This is a genomic window from Acinetobacter sp. CAU_H_S170_2 (assembly GCF_058890445.1).
In genome coordinates, this window is sequence record NZ_JBZYAE010000001.1 from 1,412,656 (window position 1) to 1,439,062 (window position 26,407).

The following is a 26,407-nucleotide window of genomic DNA, read 5'->3' on the forward strand; positions in this document are numbered from 1 at the left end:
TTTAACAGCAGTTATCACGATTTTTTACGTTGATTTCGGATGTATTGGATTAAAAAACGTGCAGCTGCACCCAATTCACTTTCACGACTCCAGACCAAATCGACAAAATATTCAAACTTTGGGGTGAAATCCAGCAGATCTAATATTTTCAACTGGGTTTTGAGCTGAGGGTTTTCATTCAGCATTTCCAAGGGTAAAACACCCCAACCGAAATTTTGCATAATGAGTGCGCAGGCAGAGTGATGATTGTCAGTCCGCCAGTATTCTTTAGAAAAAAGTAGTTCAGGTTTAATGCTTTTATCTCGGCTGGCAACCACGATCTGGCGACTGTGTTGAATTTGTTCAAAGCTGACTTGTGAAAATTGCGCCAGCTCAAAGTCTTTGTTTGCGACAGGGACTAAAGTTTCCATTTTTAATTCAACAAACTGTTCGCTGCTTTCCAGCTGTTCACGTTCGAACATCAGTGCAAGTTGCGCTGTACCGTTGAGTAACATTCTTTGCGCATCTTCCTGAGGTGCAGAAAAAATGTTGATCTGTAGACTGGGAAATTCAGCTTCTAATATTGCGATGTAGTCGATCCATTGCATATGTAGCAGTTCGGATACAACGACGATATTGAGCGAGGACTCCAAACCGTGGCTTAGGGCATGAGCATGCTGTTTCCATTGATTCATTTCGGTCAGTAGTTGCTCGGTCTTTTCATACAAGGTTAGGGCTTGCGCTGTTGCTGTAGGCTCACGTCCTTCGCGTAAGAAAAGTTGTAGGTTTAAGTCTATTTCCAAGTTGGCAATTGACATACTCACGGCCGATGGCACTTTGCCCAATTTTCGTGCGGCAGCTGAAAATGAGCCTGACTCAATCACGGTTTTAAAAATGATCAGTTGCTCTTGATTGATATTCATAATTTTCTATCTTTCAGTTTTACTGAAAGAACCTGACTCGATTAATCAATATTATAAAAATAAAATAGCCAACATCCAATCATGAAAGAGTAATTAAAAATGTTGATTTCCAAAAGAAGGATTATTCATGCGCTCAGCTATGAAATCATCCTATTGGTGATCATTGCTGTAGCTTTAAGTTTCATATTCCATATGCCTTTAGAGGTCACAGGCGTACTCGGTATTGCCATGGCAGTCACTTCGGTCATATGGAATATGGTGTTTAACCATTTTTTTGAAAAGTTTGAAGCAAAAAGAAAACTCAAAAGAACCATCGGCGTACGTGTTCTTCACGCGATTGGTTTTGAAGGTGGTTTGATGCTTGCAACCATTCCAATGGTCGCATATGCAATGCAAATGAGTATTTGGCAAGCCATCGTACTCGACTTCAGTTTAACCATGTGTATTTTGGTTTATACCTTTATTTTCCAATGGTGTTATGACATGGTGGAGGCCAAATTGGGTATTCAACCTGAAGCGCAATATTCAAATTAAAAATTAAGCCACGCAATGTCGTGGCTTTTTTAATGTGATGCGATTCTTATTTGAATTTTCTGACGTTTAAAATATAAGGGATCATTAAGGCAAAAAATACGGTGATGGCAGCATGAAAACTATTTGCTATAGCGCTTATATATGGATGCGCAAAGCCTTTGAGATAGATCATGGTTGCGCCTTTCTTTGTACTGGAATTTGTGTATGGGATTTCATCACTGATCAAAAACCAACTTAAGCAGAAAAAGAGCAACATAAAAATAAAAAACACTAAGCCTAGTGGATTAAACATTGAGCGTTGTTGTGTATTCAGTTTTGCGTAGTGTTGCCTGATGTGCTGAACTTGTGGTCGGTTGAGTTGTACACGAAAATAATTGATCAAAATAAGGGCAAGACAGATGAAAGTACAAATAGCAAAAAAGTCATTGAGAAATTTATGCGGGCTGGACAAGTTGGATGCAATGCTGGTTGGAAACACGCCTTGAAAGTGGAAGTCGAAGCTGACAATCAAAAGCGCTATGACTAAGGGAATGAGGTAAAAATAATAATAGCGAATCGGGGTATTGAGATAAACAATAAAGGGCGGTGAATTTCGCATAGTTTGTATTTGGTTATTTTATGTTTTTATCTATAGAGTAAATTGATGGTTTTGACCAGTAAAAAAAAGCACCTCAAAAGAGATGCTTTTTTACAGCGAAGGCGAGATTATTTCTCAATAATTGCTGTCACACCTTGACCACCTGCAGCACAGATTGAAACCAGTACGCGACCTGAACCTTTTTGGTTAATCAACTTCGCAGCAGTGGCAATGATACGACCACCGGTTGCAGCAAATGGGTGACCTGCTGCAAGTGAAGAACCTTTGACGTTGAGTTTAGTGCGGTCAATTGAACCGAGTGGAGCATCTAAACCTAAACGGTCTTTACAGAATTTTGGATCTTCCCAAGCTTTCAAAGTAGAAAGAACTTGTGACGCAAATGCTTCATGAATTTCGTAGTAGTCGAAGTCTTGAAGTTTAAGGCCAGCACGCTCAAGCATACGTGGAACTGCATAAGCAGGTGCCATCAATAAGCCTTCTTTTTTCTCAACGAAATCAACAGCAGCCGTTTCTTGGAAGGTTAAGTAAGCAAGGACTTCGTGACCGTTTGCTTTCGCCCATTCTTCAGATGCTAAAAGCACACAAGATGCACCATCCGTAAGTGGTGTTGAGTTACCCGCAGTCATGGTACGTGCATCGCCTTTACCAAAAGCTGGTTTGAGCTTAGCAAGTTTTTCAACCGTAGAGTCAGCACGTAAGTTGTTGTCACGCTCTAAACCTAAGAATGGTGTGATCAGGTCATCGAAGAAGCCTTCTTCGTAAGCCGCAGCCATTTTTTGGTGTGAAGATGCAGCAAGTTCGTCTTGCGCTTCACGTGCAATACCCCATTCAAGCGCGGTAATGGCTTGGTGATCACCCATAGACAAACCTGTACGTGGCTCACCATTTTTCGGCGCATCCATCAAGTCTTTTAGGTTGATTTTGGTTAAAGCTTTTAAACGGTCTTTACCCGTTTTTGCAATGTTGAGTTCAAGTAATGCTTTACGTAAACCATCACCAAACGCAATTGGTGCATCAGAAGTCGTGTCTACACCACCAGCCACACCCACTTCAATTTGGCCCAGTGCGATTTTGTTGGCAACTAAGAACGCTGCTTGTAAGCCAGTACCACATGCTTGCTGAATATCGTAAGCAGGTGTTTCTGGCGCAAGTGCAGTGTTTAGTACACATTCACGGGTCATGTTAAAGTCACGGCTGTGCTTAAGAACAGCACCAGCAACCACTTCACCAAGGCGTTGGCCTTGAATATTAAAACGTTCAACAAGACCGTTTAGCGCTGCTGTGAACATATCTGTATTCGAAGCGGTGAAATATGCGCCATTTGAGCGAGCGAAAGGAATACGGTTACCACCGATAATAGCCACGCGGCGAACAGTGTTTTGACTCATGGTTTGATCCTGTTGAACAGCAGTTTGAGTTTTTGGTTTTGAAGCATTTGTAGAAGAAGCAGGGCTTTTACTACGAGTTGACGCAGCACGAGTGCGAGTCGGCTTAGTCGTGTTATTTACTGATTGGGTTGTCGTGCCAGTACTTTTAGTTCTACGCGGTGTACTTTTTGATGTATTTGACACGGTTTCCGTAGCAGAATTTTCCACTGCTGGATTTTCTTGAGTTGTTTTGCTCATAAGGCTTTTCCAAGCATGTTAATCTATTCTTAGGGTGTACATTAGCATATTATAAAAAGGGCTGAATTGACTAGAATGACATTGCAACAGGCTTTCAGGTCAAGACATATCCTCTATAACTCAAGTATGATTCTACTGAAACCGATGGAACTATTGAAATATAAGACTCTAGACATCACTTTGAAGTTAAAAGGATATCTTTGAATCCATCAACAATTCATTTGTATGAGAGATAAAAACATGACTGATCAATACCAAACATTTGCAAAATCTCCTATTGGTAAATTTGTCATTAAAAATTTGGGTTTACCTGCACCAACTTTTTTAGACCGTTTTGAGTCAGCAACGCCTGTGATTAAAGGTGCTGTTTTACTGGGTGCAGCAGCAAACAGTTCACTATCTGGTGCAATTGCGCAAGTGTTGGCAAATGTCCACGCCAATAGCTATGCGGGTAACAATGCGCAACTACAACAAGCTGCGGCTCAAGTGGGCTTAAACTTAAGTGCATTTAATGCAGGCGACAAAGAGTCTAAATTCAAAGTTGTTATTTTTGATGCATCTGGCATTGAGTCATCAGAGCAACTTAATGAGTTATATAACTTCTTTAACCCGATTGCACGTCAAGTGGCTGCTTCTGGTCGTGTGATTGTGGTAGGCACGACCCCTGAAACTGCGGGTAGCGTTAAAAAAGCGATTGCACAACGCGCGCTTGAAGGCTTCGTGAAGTCAGTCGGTAAAGAATTTAAAAAGGGGATTGCAGCACATTTGATTTATGTGGATGCAGATGCGGAAGCAAATCTTGAGTCAACTTTACGTTTTGCAGCATCTCCACGTTCTGCTTATGTCTCCGGTCAAGTGATTCGTGTTTCTAAAGCTGATGTTGTAGATGTAGACTGGGCTAAACCACTGGCAGGTAAAACTGCTGTAGTGACAGGTGCGAGCCGTGGTATTGGTGAAGCGATTGCGCATGTCTTGGCACGTGATGGCGCGCATGTGATTTGTTTAGACGTACCACCGCAGCAAGCAGATCTTGACCGTGTTGCAGGTGAGATCGGTGGTTCAACACTGGCAATTGATATCACTGCAAATGATGCTGGTGAGAAAATTAAAGCTGCGGCAGCTGCTCAAGGTGGTTTAGACATCATCGTGCATAACGCAGGTATTACTCGTGACAAAACTTTGGCAAATATGAAGCCTGAGCTTTGGGACTTGGTGATTAACATTAACTTGTCTGCAATTGAACGTGTAAATGATTATTTACTTGCCAAAGAGGGTTTAAATACCAATGGTCGTATTGTATGTGTATCATCGATTTCAGGTATTGCGGGTAACCTAGGTCAAACCAACTATGCTGTGTCGAAAGCAGGTGTCATTGGTGTGGTTAAATTTACTGCTCCAACTTTGACGAATGGCATTACGATCAATGCGGTTGCACCAGGTTTCATTGAAACGCAAATGACTGCTGCGATTCCATTTGCAATCCGTGAAGCGGGTCGTCGTATGAACTCGATGAGCCAAGGTGGTTTACCTGTAGATGTTGCTGAAACCATTGCTTTATTTGCAGCGACAGCATCGACTGGTTTAAACGGCAACGTGGTACGTGTTTGTGGTCAAAGTTTGTTGGGTGCTTAATTTAAAAGCTTGAATTTATCTCTCCTTTAGGGAGGGATAAATTCTTTATATTATAAAAGGGAGGGAGTTTTCCCTCATCCCAACCTTCTCCCTGAGGGAGAAGGAGCTTTCAAAAATATTGAAATAAAAACTTCTCAAAGGTTCAGTATGAAGACTCGCCATTTTAGTCAACTTCCAAAACCATATATGGCTTATCCGAAAGTCATTCAAGGTTTGATCTTTAAAAAGCCAAAAGGTGAAAAAGTCTTACCGCAGGTTGAGTATGTGGTGGATTCTTTTAACGTCGATCAAAAGCATTTGAAAGCCTATAACCAAGTATGTGGCTTTAAAAATAATGGTTATATTCCTGCGATTTATTTGGCCGTATTATCGCAAAGCCTACAAATGCACATGATGGGGCAAGAGCCGTTTCCATTTCCTGTGCTAGGTTTGGTACATATTCGCAATCAAGTCAAACAAATGCGTAAAGTTGGCGTCAATGAAACCCTCACTTTATCATGTAAATATGGCGCGCTTGAGCCACATGATAAAGGTGTTCAGTTCGATTTTATTACCACGGTGAAAGTTGGCAATGAAGTGGTGGTTGAAGCATTAACCACGTATTTAGCACGTCAAAAGACCGATGGTAAAACAGCACCAAAATTAGTTGAAGCAACGACTCCAGATTATCAGCCGAATGCAGTCTGGGAAGTCTCTGAAAACACAGGTCGTCGTTATGCAATGACCTCGGGCGACTTCAACCTCATCCACATTCATGCGGTGACAGCAAAAGCCTTTGGTTTCAAACAAGCCATTGCGCACGGCATGTGGAGTAAGGCGCGAGCGTTGGCTTCGATCACATTGCCTGATGCTTATGAAGCGGATGTTTGGTTTAAACTGCCGATGTATTTGCCTTCAACGGTCGATTTTATGACCACGACAGAAGGTGTAAATACCGCTTTCTTAATTCGAAATAGTAAGAATCAAAAACCGCATGTGACGGGACAGGTCAAAGCACTATAATTTTAAAAAGCCCAGTTTAGATTACACTGGGCTTTTTTATGTCAGCTTAAAAATACAAGGATGTGTAAATGAAAATTTTAAAACAATATTTACAAGCGAATCCGAACCATTACCAAGGCTATGTTGACCCACGTTTTCAAAGTGTTGCCCATCTCTTTAGCCGCTTACAGGATGCTCGTTTAGCATATGGCGGTGCAGCTTGTGTTTTATATTTTCAAGGTGAAAAAGTTGTTGATATCTATACTGGTTTAGCAGCGGTAGATTCTCCTTGGCAGGCCAATACCATGTCGGTGTGTTATTCGACGGGCAAAGGCGTGCTTGCAACCTTGGCGCATATTTTAGTCAGTCAAGGTGTGCTGAGCTACGACCAACCGATTGCGGATTATTGGCCTGAATTTGCCCAAAATGGTAAAGGAAAGATGACGCTAAGACATGTGCTAAGTCATCAAAGCGGATTATTTGATATCCGTAATAACATTGCTGATGCGACAGAAATGTTGGACTGGACGCATATGTTAGACGTATTTGAAAAAGCGCAACCACGTTTTGCAATTGGTCAAGATGCTGCCTATCAACCTTTGTCATTTGGTTGGATTGTCGGTGGTACTTTGGAAAAAGCAACGGGCAAACCTTTAACTGAACTCTTCCAAACCTATTTAGTTGAGCCACTTGAGCTAGATGGGGCTTACTTTGGTGCACCCAGTGCTGAATTAAAACGTATCGCACGACCCATTGTCCGTCCTGTACCTATCCAACCAAATCAAAAAAGTCCAACGAAGGTACGTAAAGTTTCATTGTTTGATAAAGCGATGCAGTGGTCAGGGCAAGATCCACAAGATTTTCAGGATGGCATGATTCCCAAAGGCATGAAAAAGGTCAGCTTTTACCATGATGATGCGATTCAGGCGATCATTCCCGCAGCAAATGGTGTATTTACAGCCAATAGTTTAGCCAAAGTGTATGCGATGATATCTCAAAAAGGGATTTGGAAAGGTCAGCAGTTGATTCGTCCAGATGTGTTTTCTGAGTTGAGTCGAGTGCAATATACCGATCGAGATCGCGTGATGCCGATACCTATGCATTGGCGCTTGGGGTATCACCGTATATTAACCTTAGGAAAAACCGCAGAGCAAGGTTTTGGTCATATGGGCTTTAATGGTTCAGGGGCTTGGGGCGATAGTGAGCGAGGCTTAAGTTTTGCTTATACACATAACTTTGCTACAGGTTCTTTAACTGGGGATTATCGACTTTGGGCTTTGAGCCAAGAAAGTTTACGCTGCGTAGATGCGGTCTTAAAAGGTAAAAAAGGTTGGTTTTGACAGGTCTGAGATTTAGTCATCGTCTAAAATATGTTATGTTCGTCGCGGTTTAGGTTTTGAATATTTGTGACATGAAGGCTCCCATTCTTATCCCGCTGGTTGCTACAGGATTATTGTTAGGTTGTTCCGAGGCGAATCAAACGCAACATGATCAGTCTAAACTTCAAGTGGCAGAACAAAAGCAGATTATTCCTGCGTGGGTTGGGAGTTATCAGGGGACAATGCCGTGTATGGGATGTTTGTCCCGTTGTGAAGACTGTCCGGGTATGGCAGTTGCACTAGAGCTGCATGAAAACATGACTTATACCCTAAAACGAGAAAGTTTGAGTGGCCATAACGAAATCGAAACTTTGACTGGAGCACTTCGTTTTAATGCTCAAGATCAGCACAAGGTAGAGTTAGTGAATATGACAACGCGAAACTTGCTTTATATCGATTTAGAAGATCGTGTTTTAGAAATACGTGAAGATGTGACTGGAAAAAAATATCAAATGCAGAGTGATTTTATTTTAGTGAAACCAGCTTAATTTCCTAAATAGCTGTATTTTAGAAATTCATTTTAATATTTACACCTTTTTACTTTTCCAAAGCTCTCACTTTATTTCAAATCCATAATCTAAATACATAAATAGCTTGAGATAGAGAGTGGGATAAAAATGGAGCTAATGGTTTTTGGATTATTGATCTAAATCAGGTTTATAGCTTAGAAATGCGAGAACGGAGTGAAGTAATTCATTCACTCTTTGGCAAAAAAACAGTATGCTTAGGCCTATAAAAAGGAGCATACATGTATCAGGTACTTGCACGGAAATATCGTCCTCGCAATTTTAATGAGCTAGTGGGGCAAAACCACGTTTCTCGAGCACTAACCAGTGCTTTGGAGCGCGGACGTTTGCACCATGCTTATTTATTTACAGGAACGCGTGGGGTCGGAAAAACCACCATTGCCCGTATTTTGGCGAAGTGCTTGAACTGTGAAACGGGTGTGACTTCGACGCCGTGCGAAGTTTGCCCAACCTGTACCGCCGTGAATGAAGGCCGTTTTATTGATTTAATTGAAATCGATGCGGCATCACGGACTAAAGTTGAAGATACGCGAGAACTTTTAGACAATGTTCCTTATGCGCCGACACAAGGTCGTTTTAAGGTCTATTTAATCGATGAAGTACATATGCTGTCTACGCATTCTTTTAATGCTTTACTCAAAACATTGGAAGAACCACCTGAACATGTGAAATTCCTTTTTGCAACGACAGATCCGCAAAAGCTCCCAATTACCGTGATTTCGCGTTGTTTGCAATTTACATTACGCCCGTTGGCTGTCGATGAAATTACCGAGCATCTGGGGAATATTTTAAATAAAGAAAGCATCCAAGCCGAACAAGATGCGATTTGGCAAATTGCAGAGTCTGCCCAAGGCTCATTACGTGATGCACTTTCTTTGACAGACCAAGCGATTGCTTACGGTCAGGGTGCTATCCAGCACCAAGATGTCAAAGAAATGTTGGGTTTAATCGATCGTACTATTATTTATGATTTGATCCTTGCAATACATCAAAATCAAAAACAATGGGTGAGTGAGTTGCTGATGCAATTCCGCCAGCAAGCACTGGATGTATCTTTAGTTTTGGATCAGCTGATTTCGACTTTACATGAATTGGCATTACTACAATATTTGCCAGAACTTAGTCTTAAATATAGTGCTGAAATTAATAAAAAAATCATGCAATTGTCTCAGCAAATTGCTGCGCAAGACTTGCAACTTTATTACCAAATTGCATGTAAAGGACGTGCTGAATTACAGCTAGCAGTCACGCAAGAGCAAGGCTTTGAAATGTCGGTGCTGCGTATGTTGGCGTTCCGTCCATTACAACCGAATGAAGTGCTGGTGGCTCAGACGAATAGCGCTGTAGTTGAATCCGAATCTGTACAACAAACGGCAATACTGACTTCTGATCCAGAAACGGCTTTGCAGCAAGATGCTCAAACTGTAGATGTTGAAGTAGAATTTGAAGATGCTGCAATAACTCAGAATGCAGAACCTGAGTTTAAGCCTGGACTTGATGATGTCGATCTTTCAGAAAGCGCCGAAGATAATAAACCACCAGTGGATGCATCTCAGCAATCTGATCAAATCGTTTTTGATCCTTCAAGCGATGAAGTGTTGTTTGATTTAGATGAAGCAGACGAATTTAATGCGCAAAGCAATGACGATGAGCCAAATAGTGATGATTTCTTATTTGATGAAATTGTACCGCTAGATATAGAAAGTCAAAATAAAGCATCCGTTGAACCTGTCGCAGTAATAGCTGAACCTGCTGTGCAAGCGGAGTCGTTTGATTTAGCAAGTGGAGTACTTTCTGCTGATAGCGTACAGGACACCCAAGTTGTGGAAAATGAAAGCCAGCAAACTGTTGCTGCTATTGTAGAGTCTGTTCAACCTGAACAGGTTTCATCTGCATCAGTCGATTTAATGCCGCAAGATATTTTACAACTACAACCGCAGCAGTTAGTCGGTGAGTGGACGGTGGAGAAGTGGGAGTACTGGTTCAGAAGCAGTGGCTTATCACCCGCGGTACAAGAGCTGGCTCAGCAAGGTTTAATGGCTGGGCAAATTAATGCCGAGTCTGTGTTTATGATTCCGCAGCGTTATGAGCAACTCCTCACCCAATTACGTCATGTTTTGGAAGATGCGCTCAAAGCTGAATGGCCTCAGACGCGTTTTGATGTGAAATATGCAGAAGTTGAAACGATTACGCCGTACACCATGCAGGCGCAGCGCAAGCAAAAAGCATTTCAACGTGCGCATGAATTACTACAAAACGAAGACACGGTCAAAGGTCTTGTACAAACTTTTGATGGTGAATTACACAATATTCAACTTAAGTAATGTCATGGCTTAAGTAGTGGTGCAAAGCACTCCGCATTTCAGAGGGAATCGGTGTGCTTTTTCGTGTTTCACGGTCTATAAAGACATGAACAAAATGTCCTTGAGCTGAAGCAGTTTCTTGACCAAATTTGAAAATGGCAAGTTCGTATGTGAGTGAAGAGTTCCCTATTTTGGAAATAGTCACACCAACATCAATAATCTCAGGATAAGACAACTCATGTAAGAAACTGCATGCTGAGTCGACCACTAAACCAATAATAGGGGATTGGTGAATATTAAAATTTGCTTTTTCAATCAGTAAGGCATTTGCGGCAGTATCAAAATAACTATAGTAGGTGACGTTGTTGACATGGCCATAGAGGTCATTGTCCGACCAACGTGTTTGAATCGGTAGAAAATAATGAAATTGATCACGTGTCTTTGCAGCTTGTCTCATCGATATCATCCTTAAAAATCATCTTATAAGTAGCCTAAGTTAATTATATGGCTTAGCTGTAAATGGCTTGATAAATTTCGCGTGCCTGTTGCCACTCTAGTTCTCTTGGGTTGTTTTGTAGTAGGCGTGTTTGCAACATGGCATCGGTTGCAAGCTGATCTAGACTGTGTTCAGAAACATTTAATTCTTTGAGTTTTAAGGTTAAACCACTGCGGTCTAAATGGTTTTGCATATGATCGACGAAAAGATCAGAAAGACCATCGGTACAGCCTGTACTTTTTGGGTCGAGCCAGCAGATCAGTTCCGCATAATGTTGCTTAGCTTGGGGGAGGTTAAACTTTAAAACCTCTGTCAGCACTAAGGCATTACTGTGTCCATGAGAAATGTGAAAATGTCCACCCAATGGATAAGCCAGCGCATGAACAGCACCTACTGGGGCATTGGCAAAGGCTTGTCCTGCCAACATCGAACCGACTAACATATTTTGTCGAGCTTCTAAATTTCGACCATCTTCTAGCACCAAGTTGAGGTTTTGATTCAGCAGTTTTAAAGCCTGTTTTGCTAACATGTCTGCATAGGGGTTTTTCTTGATTTTAGAGGTATAGGCTTCAATCGCATGTACCATCGCGTCAATGCCTGTGGCAGCACTAATATGACGCGGCAGGTTTTCAGTAAATGTCGCATCCAAAATCGCTACATCGGCAAAAAGAACGGGTGCTACGATGCCAGTCTTTGTCGTTTCACCTGTGGTAACGATCGAAATTGGTGTGACCTCAGAGCCTGTCCCTGCAGTGGTAGGGACTAAAATTAAGGGTAGACGAGGTGCTTGGGCATTATTCACCCCATAAAGATCTGATAACTTTTGCTGCTGTGCAGGATGGCTGAGGATGGCAATAATTTTTGCAACATCCATAGAGCTGCCGCCACCAAAACCTAAAACGATATCTACCTTTTGCTGTTTGGCATAATCAACCGCATTTAAAACAATTTGTTCACTCGGATCTGCTTCAACCTCACTGTAAATACTGTAAGTGAGTGAGAGATCTTCTAAAATTTCTAAGATGGGAAGGTGAAGCTGATGCTTTAACATGCCTGCATCTGTAACCAATAACAGATGTTGATAAGGGCGTGCTGTTAAAATTTCTCTGAGCTGTTGAATGCTGCCTAAGCCTGAAATAATATTCGGCACAGTTTGAAATTGAAATTGGTTCATAACAGCATCCTTTTTTATATCTTATCCAACAATATTGTTTTGTACTTCTATAGGATTCATCCTCTAAATAACTTAACATAAGACACTTGAAAATAAAGCTGTTTCGAGGTGGTTATGTCATTCACAGCGCCCTATAAGGTGTTATGTGTCTGTTTAGGAAATATTTGTCGTTCTCCCACGGCAGAAGTAGTTCTCAGACATTTTTGTGATGCACATCAGCTCAACATCGAAATCGATTCGGCGGGAACCAGTAATTACCATCCCAACAAAGCACCTGACTTGCGTAGTCAAGAACATGCTTTAAAACGGGGCTATGATTTATCCAGTTTACGCGCACGACAGTTGCAGACCCGTGATTTTGTCCATTTCGATTTAATTTTGGCGATGGACTACAATAATTTTGACGATATTCAAGCGTTGTATCAAACAGCGCAAATTGAATTTGGTGCTCAACCTCTCCGCGCTAAAGTTGCACTGATGTCTGAACATGATGCGCAGTATCCGCAGCAAGCATTACCTGATCCTTACTATGGTGGCTTTGATGGTTTTGAACGTGTTATTGACCAATGTGAGTCAAGCAGCCAAGCGTGGGTCAGTATTTTTAAACAACAATTTGAACAGTAATTAAGGTTCGTGCATGCAAATCGAAACACAAAAACAGCTTAAACCTTTTAATACGTTAAGCTTAAATGCGATAGCCTCTCATTATGTTCAAATTCACAGTCCAGATGAGCTTGTAGAAGCATTGGATTATGCACAGCAACACGCTTTGAATGTCATGATTCTATCTGGTGGAAGTAATATGCTGCTTCCTGCACAAATTAATGCTTTGGTTGTGCATATGAACATTCTAGGCGTAGAAAACCTGTCTGAAGATGCAACTACCAAAACTATACGGGTCGGTGCGGGTCAAGTTTGGCATGACTTTGTGCTTTGGACGACAGAACACCATTTATTTGGCTTACAGAATTTGGCGTTGATTCCAGGCCTCGTGGGTGCATCTCCTGTACAAAATATTGGGGCTTATGGTGTAGAGGTCGGTGAGTTCATCGAAAGCGTGCAAGTCTATGACCGACAGTTGAAAACATTTAGCGATATTCAAGCTAAAGACTGTGCATTTAGTTATCGTCATAGTATTTTTAAAGATGATCCAAATCGCTATGTGATTACGCATGTGACCTTCAAGTTGTTGAAAAAAGAAGATTTGAAAATTAGCTATGGTGACTTAAAACAAGCCGTAGGTGATGAGCTAACAGCTTTTAATTTACAACAACAAGTGATTCAGATTCGTCAAAGTAAACTGCCTGATCCGAAAGAATTTCCAAATGTAGGTAGTTTTTTTAAAAATCCAATTATTAGTCAGCAAACTTATGACCTTTTAGCCGAACAATTTGAAAAATTGCCACATTATCCGCAGCCGAATGGTGATGTTAAAATTGCAGCAGGTTGGTTGATTGATCAATCAGGCTGGAAAGGTAAGCAGCTTGGTGTGGTCGGGATGTTTGCCAAACAAGCCTTGGTTTTAGTGAATTATGCCAATGCAGATTTGAACGATGTACAGAGCACATACCGTGCAGTACAGCAGGATGTGTATAATAAATTTAAAGTTTTGTTGGAACCTGAGCCTGTGCTATTTAATTCAGCGGGTCTCATCCAATCTTATCAGGATCGTTAAAAGTATGAGTAAAACCCATAAAATGGTACGTTTAATGCAAATCACTTCGGTGCTGTTTGCATTTTTCGGCTGTTTAATGATTTTTATTTATACGCCTTTTTATTCTAAGCTGATTGTGGCGACATTGAATACCTTTGTCCCTGTAGACGTCAATGAAGTTGCAGCACAAAGTCAAAAAATGGCGGCACTCAGTGAGCAAGAAAGCTTAGAACCGGGCTCTGATTTGTGGATTGCCCGTCAAGCGTACTTACAGTTGATGGAAGAGCAAATCAAAGAACATAATTCGCAAAACCTAACCACGATTCAGGCACGTTATAAAGCACTACAACAGTTAATTATTTCTGAACAGCGTGAAGAGCAAGAAAAAGAGCAAAAGCCTCAAATTCCTTTGGTGATTGAGACAGCAAGTTCTGAGGTTGACCCGACTGAAAATGTCAAAGAACTGCTAGAGCTGAATAGCAAAGAAAATAAAGCCTTGATGGAAAATTATCTCGACTTTTTAAAAACGCATAAAGTAGAGACTGTAGAGGAAGAGCCGATAGATGAACAAATCTATCAGGACATCGCACAAATACATGCACAAAATGAAGAGAGAAAAGCGGCATTAAACATGCCGAATGCCATAGTCGTTTTGGGTGGTGGATTAACTTTAGATAAAAACCGTAAAGATATTGTGGTGAATGAATATACGCGACTACGTCTTGAAACCACATTGCAGGTCGAAAAACAGTTCAAGCTGCCCATTGTGCTTAGCGGTGTCGAAGCCCCGTATATGCAAAAATGGTTAAAGGCACGTGGAGTCGATGCGAAACTATTGGAAGATCGTAGTATGAATACCTGCGAAAACTCGCGCTTTAGCTCTTTGCTGTTGCAGAAAAAAGGTGGTGCGCCTAGAGTGATTTTAATTACAGATCAATATCATATGCCACGTACACGCCGTTTATTTGCTTTAAATGGTATCGAAACACAGCCCATTGAGGCGCCTATGCCGACTCAATTAACCCAATGGCGTCCAAGTGAACAAAATTATGATCATAGTCGCCGTGCCAATTATGAAATGCTCGCAACGATACGCGATGTACTGTTGGGTTCGAGTGACTGTAGGGAGATTCCATAATGCCTGAACTTCCTTTTTTAAATCCATCTGTACTCAAACAGCTTGAACTTCCTGTGCCGAGTCGTGAGACGACACCACAGCTTCTAATGCCTTTGAATCTAAACCAGCCGTATGAGGCATCGGTGGAGATGGTGTCTTATCGTCGTTTATATGGTTTAGACGCATTGGACTGTGACCACTGGCAAGGTTATGTTCAAATGCCTTTGTTTAAGCTGCATGTCCAAGTTTTTGCACCAAAAATCGAAAAAATTAAAGGTACAGTCTGTCTGTTGCATGGTTATTTAGAGCATAGCGGAATTTACCAACCCATTATTAAAGAACTACTTGACCAAGGCTTTAGTGTACTGACCTATGATCTTCCAGGGCATGGACTCAGTGATGGATCACCCGCGAATATCCAAAATTTTGATCATTATCAAGATGTGTTACATGCTGTGGTGCGCTATGTCAAACATGCAGAACAGCTACCGCAACCGTGGCTAGGCATAGGGCAGAGCACGGGTGGTGCGATTTTGATGCATCATTTGCTTGAGTTTGCCGAACGCCGTGAAAACCCTTATGTGCAACGTGTTTTGTTGTTGTCGCCACTCATTCGGCCTGCAAAATCCGCTTGGTGGCATAACTCGGTTGGATTAGGCATTATTCGTCGGATTAAACGCCAAGTACCGCGTCATTTTAGGCGGAATAACCATAACCCTGAGTTCTTACGTTTTGTCCGTTTAAAAGATCCGTTACAACCTCGCATGATGGGTATGGACTGGATTTTGGCTATGTCCAAATGGATGTTGGAAATGGAGCAACGCCCAGCCTGTCGCATTCCTGTCTGGTTAGCTCAAGGTGCGCTGGATCAGACGGTAGACTGGCGTTATAACATTGAGTTTATTCGTGAAAAGTTCCGCTTACAAACTTTATTGATGTTGGAGGAAGGTTCGCATCAATTGATCAATGAACGTTCGGATATTCGTGCGGCCTTAACAGGACTAATCCCAGCCTTTTTACATGCACAGGGTTCATCAAGTGGATATTACTAACATTCTGTGATTTCTGTTATCGAAAATAAAAAGGAGGCTAATAGAGCCTCCTTTTTATTTAGAAATGTTCTAATTTGGACATATTCCACATACGGAAATAGAAGTTCTCTTCATCTTTATTTTCACAAGACAGCAGCTCACCATCTTTTAACCAAAAATGTAGCTGCGCATAGTTTCGAATTTCTCGGTCATTAATGCGCTGCGCTAAATGGCGCGCTTTAATTTCTGCTGGATGTTTTAAGCCCGCTGAAGCAATCATTTCTGAAAGTGCCTTTAATGTGTTGTCATGAAAATGCAGCACGCGTTCGGCTTTGGTGGGCACATGTAGTGCTTTTTGACGCTCTTTGTCTTGTGTCGCAACACCGACTGGGCATTGGTTGGTATGACAACTTTGCGCTTGAATGCAGCCCACTGCGAACATAAATCCTCGTGCAGAATTGACCCAATCTGCACCAATTGCCATGGTACTAGCAATATCAAAGGCACTAACCAATTTGCCACTGGCACCAATTTTGATCTGATCACGTAAACCCGCACCGACCAGTGTGTTGTGTACGAAAAGTAAGCCTTCACGTAGTGGTACGCCCATATTGTCTATCAGTTCGATAGGTGCTGCACCTGTACCGCCTTCGGAACCATCTACAACAATAAAATCAGGAATAATTTGAGTATGTAGCATGGCCTTAACAATACTCATAAACTGCCAAGGCTGACCAATACACAGCTTGAAACCGACTGGTTTACCTTCAGATAACTCACGCAGTTTTTGAATAAAATGCATCATCTGAATTGGCGTTTTGAAGGCAGAGTGACTCGAGGGAGAAACACAGTCATGATCGCGACTGACGCCACGTATTTCAGCAATCTCTTCAGAAATTTTATCTTTCGGTAGAATCCCGCCATGACCGGGTTTTGCTCCCTGAGAGAGCTTGATTTCGATCATTTTGACTTGAGGTCGTTTGGCTTGAACGGCAAATTTTTCAGGGTCAAATTGGCCATCTAGAGTACGGCAGCCAAAATAACCACTGCCTAACTCCCAAACAATATCGCCTCCATACTCAAGATGGTACGGACTTAAACTGCCTTCGCCAGTATCATGGTAAAAACCACCCATTTGCGCTCCTTTGTTTAAAGCGCGAATGGCATTGGCACTCAGGCTGCCAAAACTCATGGCTGAAATATTGAAAATAGAAGCACTATAAGGTTGTGAACATTGCGAATTGCCCACCAAAATACGGAAGGTTTTAGGGTCAGCAGGTGTGCATGGGCTCAGTGAATGGGTCATGAAGCGGTAGTTGTCTGCATAGACATCGATAATGGAGCCGAAGGGTTTATCTGCATTTTGGTTTTTTGCACGTTGATAGACCAAACTGCGTTGCATACGCGAAAAAGGCAGTGCGTCTTGATCGGCCTCAATAAAATACTGGCGAATTTCAGGGCGAAAATCTTCAAAAATAAAACGAAAATGCCCCATAATCGGGTAGTTCTTTAAGATCGAATGTTTATTTTGTAAAACATCATGCAAGCCAACAAGACTCAGTAAACCTGTTATCAGCCAAATACTGTTTAGTAAAGTGTCTGAAATAAAATAATTAATATAGATGGGGGTATGACTATAATGAAAAAAAGAAATGCTCAAAAAAATAAAAATACACAGTAGCCAAATGGAGTGCCGTGAAAAAAAAGTATTGAGTAATTTATGACGTATGGATTGAGCAGGGCTAGACATATGGCTGGGCATCCTTCCAGATTGTTTAAACCTAATGTGCCAAGTCTCTGTTTCATCTACAAGTAATAAATTGTTGTTACGCCCGTTATTATTTGCTGTGGGAATCCAATATTAAAATTATGGATAAATTTTATACAGATTGATATCTTTCAGAATTTAAAGTATATAAAATGAATATGAATAAGCGCTTATTGTTCAAAAGAAAAAATTATAAATTACTTACTTCTAGGGATAGGTTAGGCCAAGTTTGCATCGGTATAGTGTGGTTGAAGAATGATAAGAAAGAGGGGAAGCTTCAGTGAAAAATAAGGAAACTGTTTTGCCTGCACCTGTTTTAATCGTGGAAGATGAAGCCATGATTCGCTCGCGCCTAGATCTGATCCTGTCGGAACTGGGCTATAGTCAAGATATGCTGATTTTTGCTAAAAATTTAGCTGAAGCCATGCAAATTATTGCATCACAACCGATTTCTTTAGCTTTAGTTGATTTAGGGTTGCCTGATGGAAATGGCATCACCTTAATTGAAAAACTTAGAGAGATAGACGAAAGCGCCTTAATTTTGGTGATTTCTGCATGGAGTACACAGCAAAGTTTATTTGCCTCAATTAAGGCAGGAGCAAATGGCTATGTATTGAAAGAACGTGATGATGCCGAAGTGCTGATGTCCATACGGAGTATTTTGCGCGGCGGAGCGCCAATTGATCCCTTTATTGCTCGCGAAATTTTAAATCAAATCTCAACCTCAAATACCCCCCAAACTGAGCGTGTAGAGCAGTTGGATGGTCAGGACTATGATCAACTGACCAATCGAGAAACTGAAATTCTCAATTTGGTGGCACAAGGCCTGAGTAACCGCGAAATTGCTGAGCAATTATTTGTTTCGCGCTATACCGTTGAAAGCCATATTAAGCATATTTACCGCAAGCTTTCTGTTTCAAAAAGAACCAAAGCAGTCAGCACTGCGCGTTCTTTAGGTATTTTATGAGAAATGGCTGGCTGAGCATTTTTGTCACACTGTGTTTGTGTGTGCTTAGTTTTGCCAGTTCCGCACAAACCAACTTTGCTGTTAGTCCAACTTGTAAAGTGAATGTCGATAAAATTTCTGCGGTGAAAACAAGTTCTATCGATGTTGTTCCGAAGACGGGATGGGTAGAGGTCAAAAACCCTGACGTGTGGACAGAACGCTGGCCACATTACGATGGCGGCGTTTGGTACCATTTTAATTGGCATTGGAGTTGTAACGACAGTAATGAACTGAAGCAGCCTTTAGCATTTTCTGTGGAAGGCATGAGTAGTGCAGGCGCTGTTTTTTTTAATCGAAACCTGCTTTGGAAAGATAAGCATTTAGTTGAACCCCTATCAAAAAGCTGGAATACTCCGCGTTTTTGGATCCTTCCTGTCGAAAGCTTAAAACAAAAAAACAATGACATTTGGGTGTATGTGGTTGGTAATAGTTATGAAAGTCCGGGTTTAGGCAAACTAGAATTTTCTGATATCACAACAGCATATGATAAACAACAAAAAAGAATTTGGAACAAGAGAGCACTGTTTCAAGTCAATTTAGTCATTTCCACCACCTTAGGTTTGGTGTGCTTTGTCATTTGGTTTTTTAGACGCAATGAAACGACATTTCTGTGGTTTTCTGTTAGCTGTTTGTTTTGGGTCTTGTTTATTTGGAATGTCATCAACCGAGAAGTGTTTCCTTATCCAAACTCCCTGTGGGTCATGAAAACTAACCTGACTTTTTTTGTTTTATACAATGTTTGCTTTTGCATTTACCTGCTGCGTTTTGTAAGAACAAAGTTTGCTGAGTTAGAAAAAACCTTATTTTTAGTTGCTGCGGTGTGTATTGTTACCATCTTATTTATCCCGAGCTTGATGGTTAATATCGTAACTGCGGTGATTTTCTTATTGTGCATTGTGCTCTTTATCGTATCATTCTTTTTTGTGATTTATCGTGCTTATAAAACGAAGCGCCCTGATTATATTTTATTGGCTGTTTGTTTAAGCGTGATTCTTATAGTTATGCTTTACGATATTTCACTACTTTTTGATGGGCATATTAATGACCATCAGCCTTTGTCGCCGTATACCTCACCGGTGATCACTTTTTTTATTGTGATTATTCTCGCAACACGGTTAGATAAAAATATCAAAAAAATACAAAGATTTAATAGTGAACTTGAGCAACGAGTGAGCTTTGTGACCAGTAACCTGTCCTCTAGTTTATATGCTCGACACCAATTAGAGCTTGAAAATGTCCGCTTACAAGAGCGTATTCATTTAGCACATGATTTGCACGATGGTTTGGGTGCATCTTTGGTTCGTTCCATGATTTTGGTGGATCAGAGCTCCAGCACCATGTCGAATCAACAATTTTTATCCATCCTCAAATTGCTTCGAGATGATTTAAGACAAATTATTGACAGCGGGTCTTTAACCAATAACAAAACGCCAGATAATCCTGTGTTATGGATTGCTCCTGTTCGGCATCGGTTTAGTCAGATCATGGATGAGTTGGACATTGAGGCGACTTGGAGCATTCCAGAGGCATGGGAAATACAACCGACAGCACTACAATGTTTGACTTTAATTCGTGTGCTTGAAGAAAGTTTGACCAATATTATGAAGCACAGCCAAGCACGGCATATTGATGTAAAAATGTATTATCCAAGTACAACTCACTTGGTCATGATTATTCAGGATGATGGCGTAGGTTTTAATGTGGAGTGTGTGCTTAACCACGGGATGGGCATTGGTATGCGCAGTATGAAAATGCGTTTAGAAAAAATTGGTGCTGAGCTCAATATCGAATCAGAAAAAGGCTGTACCAAAATTATTGCCAGTTTAAGGTTTGGTGAGGGAGAAAGTGCTGAGTAGATTAGATTCCTCAGCACTTGGTTTGCTTAAGCTTCGTCAGGTGGGAGTAGCATTAAGACGGATTCGTTCATCAGCATTGCAATGTCTTCTAGAATATCGGCATCATATAAGCTTTCATCAAGTAACAGTGCTTCACCATCTGCTAAATTCTTGAGTAATGGTGCAAATTGCTCCGAAATGCATAGCCCTTCACCGTTGGCCCAAAATAAGAATTCATCTTCATCGTGAGTATAAAGTAGGCGAGAAGCAGGTTCTAAGATCAGCTGATAGCCTTGGTCTAAAATACCTTCTAAATCTCCTGTGCCAATTTCTTCAGCTTCAGGAATATTTTCAGGGTATTTCGGCTCTGACATCAAGGTCATAATAGCATCTTCAAGTAAAGTTGAGTTTTGCAGCTGAGCCAAAATTTCTGCCTTTAAATAATCCAATTCGTTTTGTGTTAATTGACCGATCGGACTTTGTTGGTCACGAACAATATCGAGTAAAGGATTACGTAGCAGAGCGTTATCAGACAGTTTGTCGCCTACACGGTCTACCATGTCGGTGACGTTTGGCATACGGAAGCCAAAAGAGAAAGTCAGGCAGTCATCTTCGGCTACACCAAAATGTGATAAACTTGGTGGTACATAAAGTAGATCACCTGGTGCTAATACTTCGTCAAAATGTACGTCAATTTCAGGTAGTAATTTTAAAGGTTGGCCTGCAACAATCTCAGATTCAGCATCGCACATTTGACCCAATTGCCAACGACGGTGTCCATAACCTTGAACTAAAAAGACATCGTAAAAGTCAAAATGCTTTCCGACAGAGCCACCTTTAGGCGCATAAGACACCATGATGTCATCACGGCGCCACTGCGGAATAAAAGGAAATTTTTTCCACAGTGCTGCTAAGTCAAAAGAGTAGTGATCTACGGCTTGAACCAATAAAGTCCAGAGTTTTGGCATCTTTTGGAAATCAGCTTTTAACAGCGGTGAAGACTTTACCGACCACTGATTTGGGTCACGGTCTTTTTGTTTGATGAGACGAGCTGTGACATTTTCATCTAAAGCCAGTTCCATAATATCGCTAGGTTCTAAAATATTGATAATTTCAGGCAGCGCGTTACGGACCAGTAATGGCTTTTTTTGCCAATATTCGGCAAGGAATTGTTCAGCTGTAATACCGCCAAGAACATCAAGAGATTGGGACATGAAAATAGCCTAAGCAAATTTAAAACAATATTGTGACTATTGTCTTATGATCGAAGGCCTATGTGCAAGTATCGTTAGATTTATTTAAATGCGCTTGGTTGATTTAAATAAATTGAGTTTGTCTGAGTCGTTATGATTGCAGGCATCAAAATTTTTACAGCATAATTGGTCTAAAATATAGTGAAGAAAAATAATGTTAAGTAAAGAAGATGCCGAGAAAATGGCGAATGAGATATTGCAAAAAGAAAGAGAGAAAAGTCAGTCCAAATTAGCGAAAAAATCATCCTCAATCGATAGGATATACAAAACAAAAGATTTGGCTAAGGTGCCGCAATATCAGCATATCTTACTTTTTAGACAAGCCAAAAGTCTCGCTGAAGATCATCCGCTATATAATAAAATGTGGTATGGCTATTTGGTATTGGCATTGTTATTTGTCAAATATCTCTTTAGACAGAGGGAAAGTGTGAGTAGCTTTGACCCTAATAATATTGGTCTATTTTCCTTTCTTATTCTTTTTATGCTGATTACGCTGTACCGTAGTCTATTAATTCGAATGTATTTTAAACGACTCATTCAAGCTTATCTCTCAGTAAATTCGTCTAAAAATCTTTGAGCGATTGGTCATATATTAATATTTATGCTGTTGTTAAATTTAATGCTCATAAACGAACAGCAACACCTGCTGCTGTTCAATTTATTGGGAATTAACTAAAAATACTTCTAATAATTATGGCACAAGCACTTTTAATTCACGCAGAATATGACACAACTGAATCATAGGCATACCCATCAACGTGGTTTGATCTTGTCCTATCATTTGTTCAAATAAGCTGATACCAAGGCTTTCACACTTGAAGCTTCCTGCACACATCAGTGGCTGTTCAACGTCAACATAACGCTGAATTTCAGGTAGTCCCAATTTACGGAACTTAACTTTATAATGTTCAACCAGACTACGCTCAAAACCTGTTGAGTGTTGCTGCACGCTGAGTGCGGTACTGAAGTAGACAATTTTGTCCGAATTGGCCTGTAGCTGTTTAATGGCTTTTTCAGTACTCAAAGGCTTACCAATAAAAATATCGGGTGCACCTTCACGCCATGCCACTTGATCTGAACCAATCACGATTGCTTCAGGATTTTGTGACGCAATGACATGCGCTTTTTCAAAAGCAAGTCGCTTGGCTAAATCATCGGCATGGCTTTCACCACGAGGCGATTCGTTTATATCAGGGACAACGCAGCGGTAGTCTAGACGTAAACGGTTCATGAGGTCTTTACGAGTTTGACTGCTTGATGCCAAGATAATTTCTGAAGTATTCATTCGACTGCATATTCCATAAGCACATTCAGCGGGACATAGGACAGTACAGCTTGATGGCAAGCTTGAACTTTAACAGGAGGCGCAAAACCGGCCTGATAAGCTTCTACCCAACGGGTCACACAGATACACCAAAAATCACCAGGTTGTAGACCTGGAAAGTCAACTTCAGGCACAGGGGTAATGAGATCATTACCTACACGCTGCGAAAAATTTAAAAACTCAGAGGTCATTTCGACACAGATCGTGTGTTGTCCCAAATCAGAAGGTGCTGTATGACAAAAACCATTACGGAAATATCCAGTGATCGGGGAATAACAACAGCTGGCTAAAGGTTCACCCAAAACGTTTAAACGGTTTAGATTTGGATCAGGATGAATAGACATAAATGCTAAATCTAGTGAGACTTTTCACTATGATAGCAAAACTTTGCCTTTCGTTTGCTTTTCTGCAAAAGAAGCTAACCTTTTTCTGCATAATCATTTAAAATCGATGCGATTTTTATATATAGAAAGAGAGCTCTACATGAATTTTCAGCGTATGACTGACCTCGATTTAACGGGTAAACGTGTTCTTATTCGCGAAGATTTAAACGTTCCTGTTAAAAATGGTGTGATTACAAGCGATGCACGTTTACGCGCCGCTTTACCAACAATTAAAGCAGCGTTAGCACAAGGCGCAGCCCTAATGGTTTATTCTCACCTTGGTCGTCCAGTTGAAGGTGAGCCAAAACCAGAACAATCATTAGCACCTGTTGCTGCGTATTTGACTGAAGCATTGGGTCAAGACGTTCAATTAGTGACGGACTATCTCGATGGTGTTGAAGTTACAGCAGGTCAAGTGGTACTCCTTGAAAACTGCCGTTTTAACGTGGGTGAAAAGAAAAACAACCCAGAACTTGCTGCAAAATATGCAGCACTTTGCGATGTATTTGTGATGGATGCATTCGGTACAGCGCACCGTGCAGAAGCATCAACTGAAGGTGTGGCACGTTTAGCGAAAGTTGCAGCGGCTGGTCCTTTATTGGCAGCTGAGTTAGATGCACTTGGTCGTGCATTACAAACACCTGAAAAACCAATGGTTGCTATTGTTGCGGGTTCTAAAGTATCGACTAAGTTAGATGTGTTGACATCACTTTCTGACATTTGTGATCAATTGATCGTGGGTGGTGGTATTGCCAATACCTTCTTGGCAGCAGCAGGCTTCAATGTCGGTAAATCATTGTGTGAAAATGATTTGATCGATACAGCAAAAGCGATTGCTGCAAAAGTTTCTGTACCTCTTCCAACAGATGTTGTCGTGGCAGATGCTTCTGAAATCGATTTTGCAGACTTCTTGGGTTCATTGGCTGCTGCTAAAGCAGTCGTGAAAAAAGTTGAAGATGTGACTGACAATGACATGATTTTGGATGTAGGTCCAGAAACAGCAAAAGCATTTGCAGACATTTTAAAAACGTCAAAAACGATTCTTTGGAATGGCCCAGTGGGCGTATTTGAGGTTGATCAATTCGGCGAAGGCACAAAAACTTTATCTTTAGCGATTGCTGAATCTGCTGGCTTCTCTATTGCAGGTGGTGGTGACACTTTAGCTGCTATTGATAAATACGAAGTTGCAGACAAAATTGGTTATATCTCAACTGGTGGTGGTGCTTTCCTTGAGTTTGTTGAAGGTAAAACACTTCCAGCAGTTGCAGCGCTGATAGAGCGTGCACAATAATTATTGTGTGCTAGTGCTGTTGTAAAAAGGTTGACTTCGGTCAACCTTTTTTATGAGCTTAACAAATCTATTCATCATTCAGTCATGAAAATGAAATAATGCTGAAATAAACTACAGGGCATTAAATCATCTGTTCTAGGAAAACATTATGAATTTAAAAATGACCCTTGCTGCACTTTTGTTAGCACCATTGGCACTGACTGCTTGTAAGAAAAATGAAGCACCAGAGCAAACCGCTGCGGCATCTGAAACAGCAGCAGTTGAAGAAGCTGTAACGGCTGAACAACAAGCGGCAATTGATGCGATTGATCAGCCAGAATTGGATGAAAAGAACAAAGACATTCCTGCTGAAGTTGCAAATGCACCTGCAGATGCTGCAACTGCCGATCCTGCGGTAGAGGCTTCGGCTGCTACAGCACACTAAATACACGCGAATTTCGTAAAAAGTCCCTGCAATTGCGGGGATTTTTTTTAAATAGTGTTATTTGTTGCTGAATTGAAACCTTTGAGCATGTAGAATATGTCGCATCAACTGGGAGGACATTATGGCTCTTATTTCATTGCGCCAGCTCTTGGATCACGCCGGCGAACATGCTTACGGCGTACCAGCATTCAACGTAAACAACTTAGAACAAATGCGCGCAATCATGCTTGCAGCAGATGCGACAAATTCACCTGTTATCGTACAAGCATCAGCGGGTGCGCGTAAATATGCAGGCGCTCCATTCTTACGTCATCTTATTTTGGCTGCAATTGAAGAATGGCCACACATTCCAGTGGTAATGCATCAAGACCATGGTACAGATCCAGACGTTTGCCAGCGTTCAATTCAATTGGGTTTTTCATCTGTAATGATGGATGGTTCATTGGGTGCAGACGGTAAAACACCAACAACGTATGAATACAACGTTGATGTAACACGTCGTACAGTACAAATGGCGCATGCATGTGGTGTTTCAGTTGAAGGTGAAATCGGTTGTTTAGGTAGCCTTGAAACTGGTATGGCGGGTGAAGAAGATGGCGTAGGCGCTGAAGGTGTTCTTGATCATTCTCAACTTTTAACTTCAGTTGAAGAAGCACGTCAGTTTGTTGCAGATACCAATGTAGATGCACTTGCAATTGCGGTGGGTACTTCTCACGGTGCATATAAGTTCACTCGTCCACCTACAGGCGATATTTTGGCGATTGACCGTATTAAAGAAATTCATGCGGCGCTGCCAAATACCCACCTTGTGATGCACGGTTCAAGCTCTGTTCCGCAAGAATGGTTAGCGATCATTAACCAGTACGGCGGCGACATCAAAGAAACTTATGGTGTTCCTGTTGAGCAATTGGTTGAAGCAATCAAGCACGGTGTACGTAAAATCAACATCGATACCGATTTACGTTTAGCATCTACAGGTGCAATGCGCCGTATGATGGCTGAACAACCAAGCGAATTTGATCCGCGTAAATTCTTTGCAAAAACTGTTGATGCAATGAAACAGATCTGTGTTGATCGTTATGAAGCTTTTGGTACTGCGGGCAACGCCGACAAGATTCGTCCAATTTCTTTAGAGAAAATGGTTGATCGTTATAAATAATTCTTTTTGAA

The 26,407-nt window shown here is 41.2% G+C and carries 25 protein-coding genes; 16 read left to right on the forward strand and 9 right to left on the reverse strand.

Going from position 1 to position 26,407, the window contains the following annotated elements; translation table 11 throughout:
• Nucleotides 1-14: 14 nt before the first annotated feature.
• Complete coding sequence (gene aceR / locus AC5EUN_RS06910) at nt 15-902, reverse strand: HTH-type transcriptional regulator AceR (RefSeq protein WP_063454283.1); 888 nt, start codon at nt 900-902, stop codon at nt 15-17.
• Between the two features lie 99 nt (nt 903-1,001).
• Here aceR and aceI point away from each other — a divergent pair, with 99 nt between their 5' ends.
• Nucleotides 1,002-1,436, forward strand: a complete 435-nt coding sequence (gene aceI / locus AC5EUN_RS06915; RefSeq protein WP_010326827.1) for a chlorhexidine efflux PACE transporter AceI — start codon at nt 1,002-1,004, stop codon at nt 1,434-1,436.
• A 46-nt stretch (nt 1,437-1,482) separates the two neighbouring features.
• On the opposite strand, the gene AC5EUN_RS06920 is transcribed toward aceI, so the two are convergent.
• Nucleotides 1,483-2,034 carry a hypothetical protein gene (locus AC5EUN_RS06920; RefSeq protein ID WP_010326826.1) on the reverse strand — a complete coding sequence of 184 codons (552 nt, stop codon included), beginning with the start codon at nt 2,032-2,034 and terminating at the stop codon, nt 1,483-1,485.
• Nucleotides 2,035-2,141: 107 nt separating this feature from the next.
• Nucleotides 2,142-3,659 carry an acetyl-CoA C-acetyltransferase gene (locus tag AC5EUN_RS06925; protein ID WP_029575037.1) on the reverse strand — a complete coding sequence of 506 codons (1,518 nt, stop codon included), beginning with the start codon at nt 3,657-3,659 and terminating at the stop codon, nt 2,142-2,144.
• Between the two features lie 240 nt (nt 3,660-3,899).
• On the opposite strand from AC5EUN_RS06925, the gene AC5EUN_RS06930 reads away from it, so the two are divergent.
• From AC5EUN_RS06930 to dnaX, 5 genes are all read left to right on the forward strand, one after another.
• Nucleotides 3,900-5,291 carry a 3-oxoacyl-ACP reductase gene (locus tag AC5EUN_RS06930; RefSeq protein WP_130235073.1) on the forward strand — a complete coding sequence of 464 codons (1,392 nt, stop codon included), beginning with the start codon at nt 3,900-3,902 and terminating at the stop codon, nt 5,289-5,291.
• Nucleotides 5,292-5,438: 147 nt separating this feature from the next.
• The gene (locus AC5EUN_RS06935; RefSeq protein ID WP_130235072.1) at nt 5,439-6,293 is read left to right on the forward strand and encodes a MaoC family dehydratase; all 855 of its coding nucleotides are present in this window, start codon (nt 5,439-5,441) and stop codon (nt 6,291-6,293) included.
• Nucleotides 6,294-6,367: 74 nt separating this feature from the next.
• Nucleotides 6,368-7,612, forward strand: a complete 1,245-nt coding sequence (locus tag AC5EUN_RS06940; protein WP_227557097.1) for a serine hydrolase domain-containing protein — start codon at nt 6,368-6,370, stop codon at nt 7,610-7,612.
• Between the two features lie 71 nt (nt 7,613-7,683).
• Nucleotides 7,684-8,139, forward strand: a complete 456-nt coding sequence (locus tag AC5EUN_RS06945; RefSeq protein ID WP_130235070.1) for a copper resistance protein NlpE N-terminal domain-containing protein — start codon at nt 7,684-7,686, stop codon at nt 8,137-8,139.
• A gap of 260 nt (nt 8,140-8,399) precedes the next feature.
• Nucleotides 8,400-10,502, forward strand: a complete 2,103-nt coding sequence (dnaX, locus tag AC5EUN_RS06950) for a DNA polymerase III subunit gamma/tau (RefSeq protein WP_131230386.1) — start codon at nt 8,400-8,402, stop codon at nt 10,500-10,502.
• Here dnaX and AC5EUN_RS06955 read toward each other — a convergent pair.
• A complete protein-coding gene (locus AC5EUN_RS06955) occupies nt 10,495-10,938 on the reverse strand; it encodes an acyl-CoA thioesterase (RefSeq protein WP_130235068.1) in 444 nt (147 codons plus the stop codon). The genes dnaX and AC5EUN_RS06955 overlap by 8 nt on opposite strands.
• 52 nt (nt 10,939-10,990) lie before the next feature.
• Nucleotides 10,991-12,151, reverse strand: a complete 1,161-nt coding sequence (locus AC5EUN_RS06960; RefSeq protein WP_010326818.1) for an iron-containing alcohol dehydrogenase — start codon at nt 12,149-12,151, stop codon at nt 10,991-10,993.
• 114 nt (nt 12,152-12,265) lie between these two features.
• Between AC5EUN_RS06960 and AC5EUN_RS06965 the strand changes: the two genes are divergently transcribed.
• Genes AC5EUN_RS06965 through AC5EUN_RS06980 form a run of 4 tightly spaced genes read left to right on the forward strand, consistent with a single transcriptional unit; the run spans nt 12,266 to nt 15,974 of the window.
• Nucleotides 12,266-12,775, forward strand: coding sequence for a low molecular weight protein-tyrosine-phosphatase (locus AC5EUN_RS06965; RefSeq protein WP_010326817.1), 510 nt, complete (start codon nt 12,266-12,268; stop codon nt 12,773-12,775).
• A 13-nt stretch (nt 12,776-12,788) separates the two neighbouring features.
• Nucleotides 12,789-13,826 carry a UDP-N-acetylmuramate dehydrogenase gene (gene murB / locus AC5EUN_RS06970; RefSeq protein ID WP_010326816.1) on the forward strand — a complete coding sequence of 346 codons (1,038 nt, stop codon included), beginning with the start codon at nt 12,789-12,791 and terminating at the stop codon, nt 13,824-13,826.
• 4 nt (nt 13,827-13,830) lie between these two features.
• Nucleotides 13,831-14,943, forward strand: coding sequence for a YdcF family protein (locus AC5EUN_RS06975; RefSeq protein WP_010326815.1), 1,113 nt, complete (start codon nt 13,831-13,833; stop codon nt 14,941-14,943).
• Nucleotides 14,943-15,974 carry an alpha/beta hydrolase gene (locus AC5EUN_RS06980; protein WP_010326814.1) on the forward strand — a complete coding sequence of 344 codons (1,032 nt, stop codon included), beginning with the start codon at nt 14,943-14,945 and terminating at the stop codon, nt 15,972-15,974. The genes AC5EUN_RS06975 and AC5EUN_RS06980 overlap by 1 nt, the downstream gene beginning before the upstream one ends.
• A 58-nt stretch (nt 15,975-16,032) precedes the next feature.
• Here AC5EUN_RS06980 and AC5EUN_RS06985 read toward each other — a convergent pair whose 3' ends face one another.
• On the reverse strand, nt 16,033-17,703 hold the full coding sequence (locus tag AC5EUN_RS06985) for an FMN-binding glutamate synthase family protein (RefSeq protein ID WP_010326813.1): 1,671 nt from the start codon (nt 17,701-17,703) through the stop codon (nt 16,033-16,035).
• Nucleotides 17,704-18,001: 298 nt separating this feature from the next.
• Here AC5EUN_RS06985 and AC5EUN_RS06990 point away from each other — a divergent pair, with 298 nt between their 5' ends.
• Nucleotides 18,002-18,688 carry a LuxR C-terminal-related transcriptional regulator gene (locus AC5EUN_RS06990; protein ID WP_004696942.1) on the forward strand — a complete coding sequence of 229 codons (687 nt, stop codon included), beginning with the start codon at nt 18,002-18,004 and terminating at the stop codon, nt 18,686-18,688.
• A complete protein-coding gene (locus tag AC5EUN_RS06995) occupies nt 18,685-20,583 on the forward strand; it encodes a sensor histidine kinase (protein ID WP_010326812.1) in 1,899 nt (632 codons plus the stop codon). Before AC5EUN_RS06990 ends, AC5EUN_RS06995 begins: the two co-directional genes overlap by 4 nt.
• A 26-nt stretch (nt 20,584-20,609) precedes the next feature.
• Here the strand turns inward: AC5EUN_RS06995 and AC5EUN_RS07000 are convergent, their stop codons facing one another.
• On the reverse strand, nt 20,610-21,776 hold the full coding sequence (locus AC5EUN_RS07000; RefSeq protein WP_010326811.1) for a ribosomal protein uL16 3-hydroxylase: 1,167 nt from the start codon (nt 21,774-21,776) through the stop codon (nt 20,610-20,612).
• A 193-nt stretch (nt 21,777-21,969) separates the two neighbouring features.
• Here AC5EUN_RS07000 and AC5EUN_RS07005 point away from each other — a divergent pair, with 193 nt between their 5' ends.
• Nucleotides 21,970-22,392 (forward strand): hypothetical protein, encoded by a 423-nt coding sequence (locus AC5EUN_RS07005; RefSeq protein WP_010326810.1) that lies wholly within the window; start codon nt 21,970-21,972, stop codon nt 22,390-22,392.
• A 114-nt stretch (nt 22,393-22,506) separates the two neighbouring features.
• On the opposite strand, the gene AC5EUN_RS07010 is transcribed toward AC5EUN_RS07005, so the two are convergent.
• On the reverse strand, nt 22,507-23,100 hold the full coding sequence (locus AC5EUN_RS07010; RefSeq protein ID WP_010326809.1) for a Maf family protein: 594 nt from the start codon (nt 23,098-23,100) through the stop codon (nt 22,507-22,509).
• The gene (locus tag AC5EUN_RS07015; protein WP_004984725.1) at nt 23,097-23,483 is read right to left on the reverse strand and encodes a DUF2237 family protein; all 387 of its coding nucleotides are present in this window, start codon (nt 23,481-23,483) and stop codon (nt 23,097-23,099) included. The genes AC5EUN_RS07010 and AC5EUN_RS07015 overlap by 4 nt, the downstream gene beginning before the upstream one ends.
• 139 nt (nt 23,484-23,622) lie before the next feature.
• Between AC5EUN_RS07015 and AC5EUN_RS07020 the strand changes: the two genes are divergently transcribed.
• The 3 genes from AC5EUN_RS07020 to fba all read left to right on the forward strand — a co-directional run bounded on the left by AC5EUN_RS07020 (nt 23,623) and on the right by fba (nt 26,396).
• A complete protein-coding gene (locus tag AC5EUN_RS07020; RefSeq protein WP_010326808.1) occupies nt 23,623-24,813 on the forward strand; it encodes a phosphoglycerate kinase in 1,191 nt (396 codons plus the stop codon).
• A 148-nt stretch (nt 24,814-24,961) separates the two neighbouring features.
• On the forward strand, nt 24,962-25,237 hold the full coding sequence (locus tag AC5EUN_RS07025) for a hypothetical protein (protein WP_004696954.1): 276 nt from the start codon (nt 24,962-24,964) through the stop codon (nt 25,235-25,237).
• A gap of 121 nt (nt 25,238-25,358) precedes the next feature.
• On the forward strand, nt 25,359-26,396 hold the full coding sequence (fba, locus tag AC5EUN_RS07030) for a class II fructose-bisphosphate aldolase (RefSeq protein ID WP_004984718.1): 1,038 nt from the start codon (nt 25,359-25,361) through the stop codon (nt 26,394-26,396).
• Nucleotides 26,397-26,407 lie beyond the last annotated feature (11 nt).

Bases quoted from the DNA above. Each gene is read 5' to 3' on its own strand.
- aceR (WP_063454283.1), bottom strand. From the start codon at position 902: ATGAATATCAATCAAGAGCAACTGATCATTTTTAAAACCGTGATTGAG.
- aceI (WP_010326827.1), top strand. From the start codon at position 1,002: ATGTTGATTTCCAAAAGAAGGATTATTCATGCGCTCAGCTATGAAATC.
- AC5EUN_RS06920 (WP_010326826.1), bottom strand. From the start codon at position 2,034: ATGCGAAATTCACCGCCCTTTATTGTTTATCTCAATACCCCGATTCGC.
- AC5EUN_RS06925 (WP_029575037.1), bottom strand. From the start codon at position 3,659: ATGAGCAAAACAACTCAAGAAAATCCAGCAGTGGAAAATTCTGCTACG.
- AC5EUN_RS06930 (WP_130235073.1), top strand. From the start codon at position 3,900: ATGACTGATCAATACCAAACATTTGCAAAATCTCCTATTGGTAAATTT.
- AC5EUN_RS06935 (WP_130235072.1), top strand. From the start codon at position 5,439: ATGAAGACTCGCCATTTTAGTCAACTTCCAAAACCATATATGGCTTAT.
- AC5EUN_RS06945 (WP_130235070.1), top strand. From the start codon at position 7,684: ATGAAGGCTCCCATTCTTATCCCGCTGGTTGCTACAGGATTATTGTTA.
- dnaX (WP_131230386.1), top strand. From the start codon at position 8,400: ATGTATCAGGTACTTGCACGGAAATATCGTCCTCGCAATTTTAATGAG.
- AC5EUN_RS06955 (WP_130235068.1), bottom strand. From the start codon at position 10,938: ATGAGACAAGCTGCAAAGACACGTGATCAATTTCATTATTTTCTACCG.
- AC5EUN_RS06960 (WP_010326818.1), bottom strand. From the start codon at position 12,151: ATGAACCAATTTCAATTTCAAACTGTGCCGAATATTATTTCAGGCTTA.
- AC5EUN_RS06965 (WP_010326817.1), top strand. From the start codon at position 12,266: ATGTCATTCACAGCGCCCTATAAGGTGTTATGTGTCTGTTTAGGAAAT.
- murB (WP_010326816.1), top strand. From the start codon at position 12,789: ATGCAAATCGAAACACAAAAACAGCTTAAACCTTTTAATACGTTAAGC.
- AC5EUN_RS06975 (WP_010326815.1), top strand. From the start codon at position 13,831: ATGAGTAAAACCCATAAAATGGTACGTTTAATGCAAATCACTTCGGTG.
- AC5EUN_RS06980 (WP_010326814.1), top strand. From the start codon at position 14,943: ATGCCTGAACTTCCTTTTTTAAATCCATCTGTACTCAAACAGCTTGAA.
- AC5EUN_RS06985 (WP_010326813.1), bottom strand. From the start codon at position 17,703: ATGTCTAGCCCTGCTCAATCCATACGTCATAAATTACTCAATACTTTT.
- AC5EUN_RS06995 (WP_010326812.1), top strand. From the start codon at position 18,685: ATGAGAAATGGCTGGCTGAGCATTTTTGTCACACTGTGTTTGTGTGTG.
- AC5EUN_RS07000 (WP_010326811.1), bottom strand. From the start codon at position 21,776: ATGTCCCAATCTCTTGATGTTCTTGGCGGTATTACAGCTGAACAATTC.
- AC5EUN_RS07005 (WP_010326810.1), top strand. From the start codon at position 21,970: ATGTTAAGTAAAGAAGATGCCGAGAAAATGGCGAATGAGATATTGCAA.
- AC5EUN_RS07010 (WP_010326809.1), bottom strand. From the start codon at position 23,100: ATGAATACTTCAGAAATTATCTTGGCATCAAGCAGTCAAACTCGTAAA.
- AC5EUN_RS07015 (WP_004984725.1), bottom strand. From the start codon at position 23,483: ATGTCTATTCATCCTGATCCAAATCTAAACCGTTTAAACGTTTTGGGT.
- AC5EUN_RS07020 (WP_010326808.1), top strand. From the start codon at position 23,623: ATGAATTTTCAGCGTATGACTGACCTCGATTTAACGGGTAAACGTGTT.
- AC5EUN_RS07025 (WP_004696954.1), top strand. From the start codon at position 24,962: ATGAATTTAAAAATGACCCTTGCTGCACTTTTGTTAGCACCATTGGCA.
- fba (WP_004984718.1), top strand. From the start codon at position 25,359: ATGGCTCTTATTTCATTGCGCCAGCTCTTGGATCACGCCGGCGAACAT.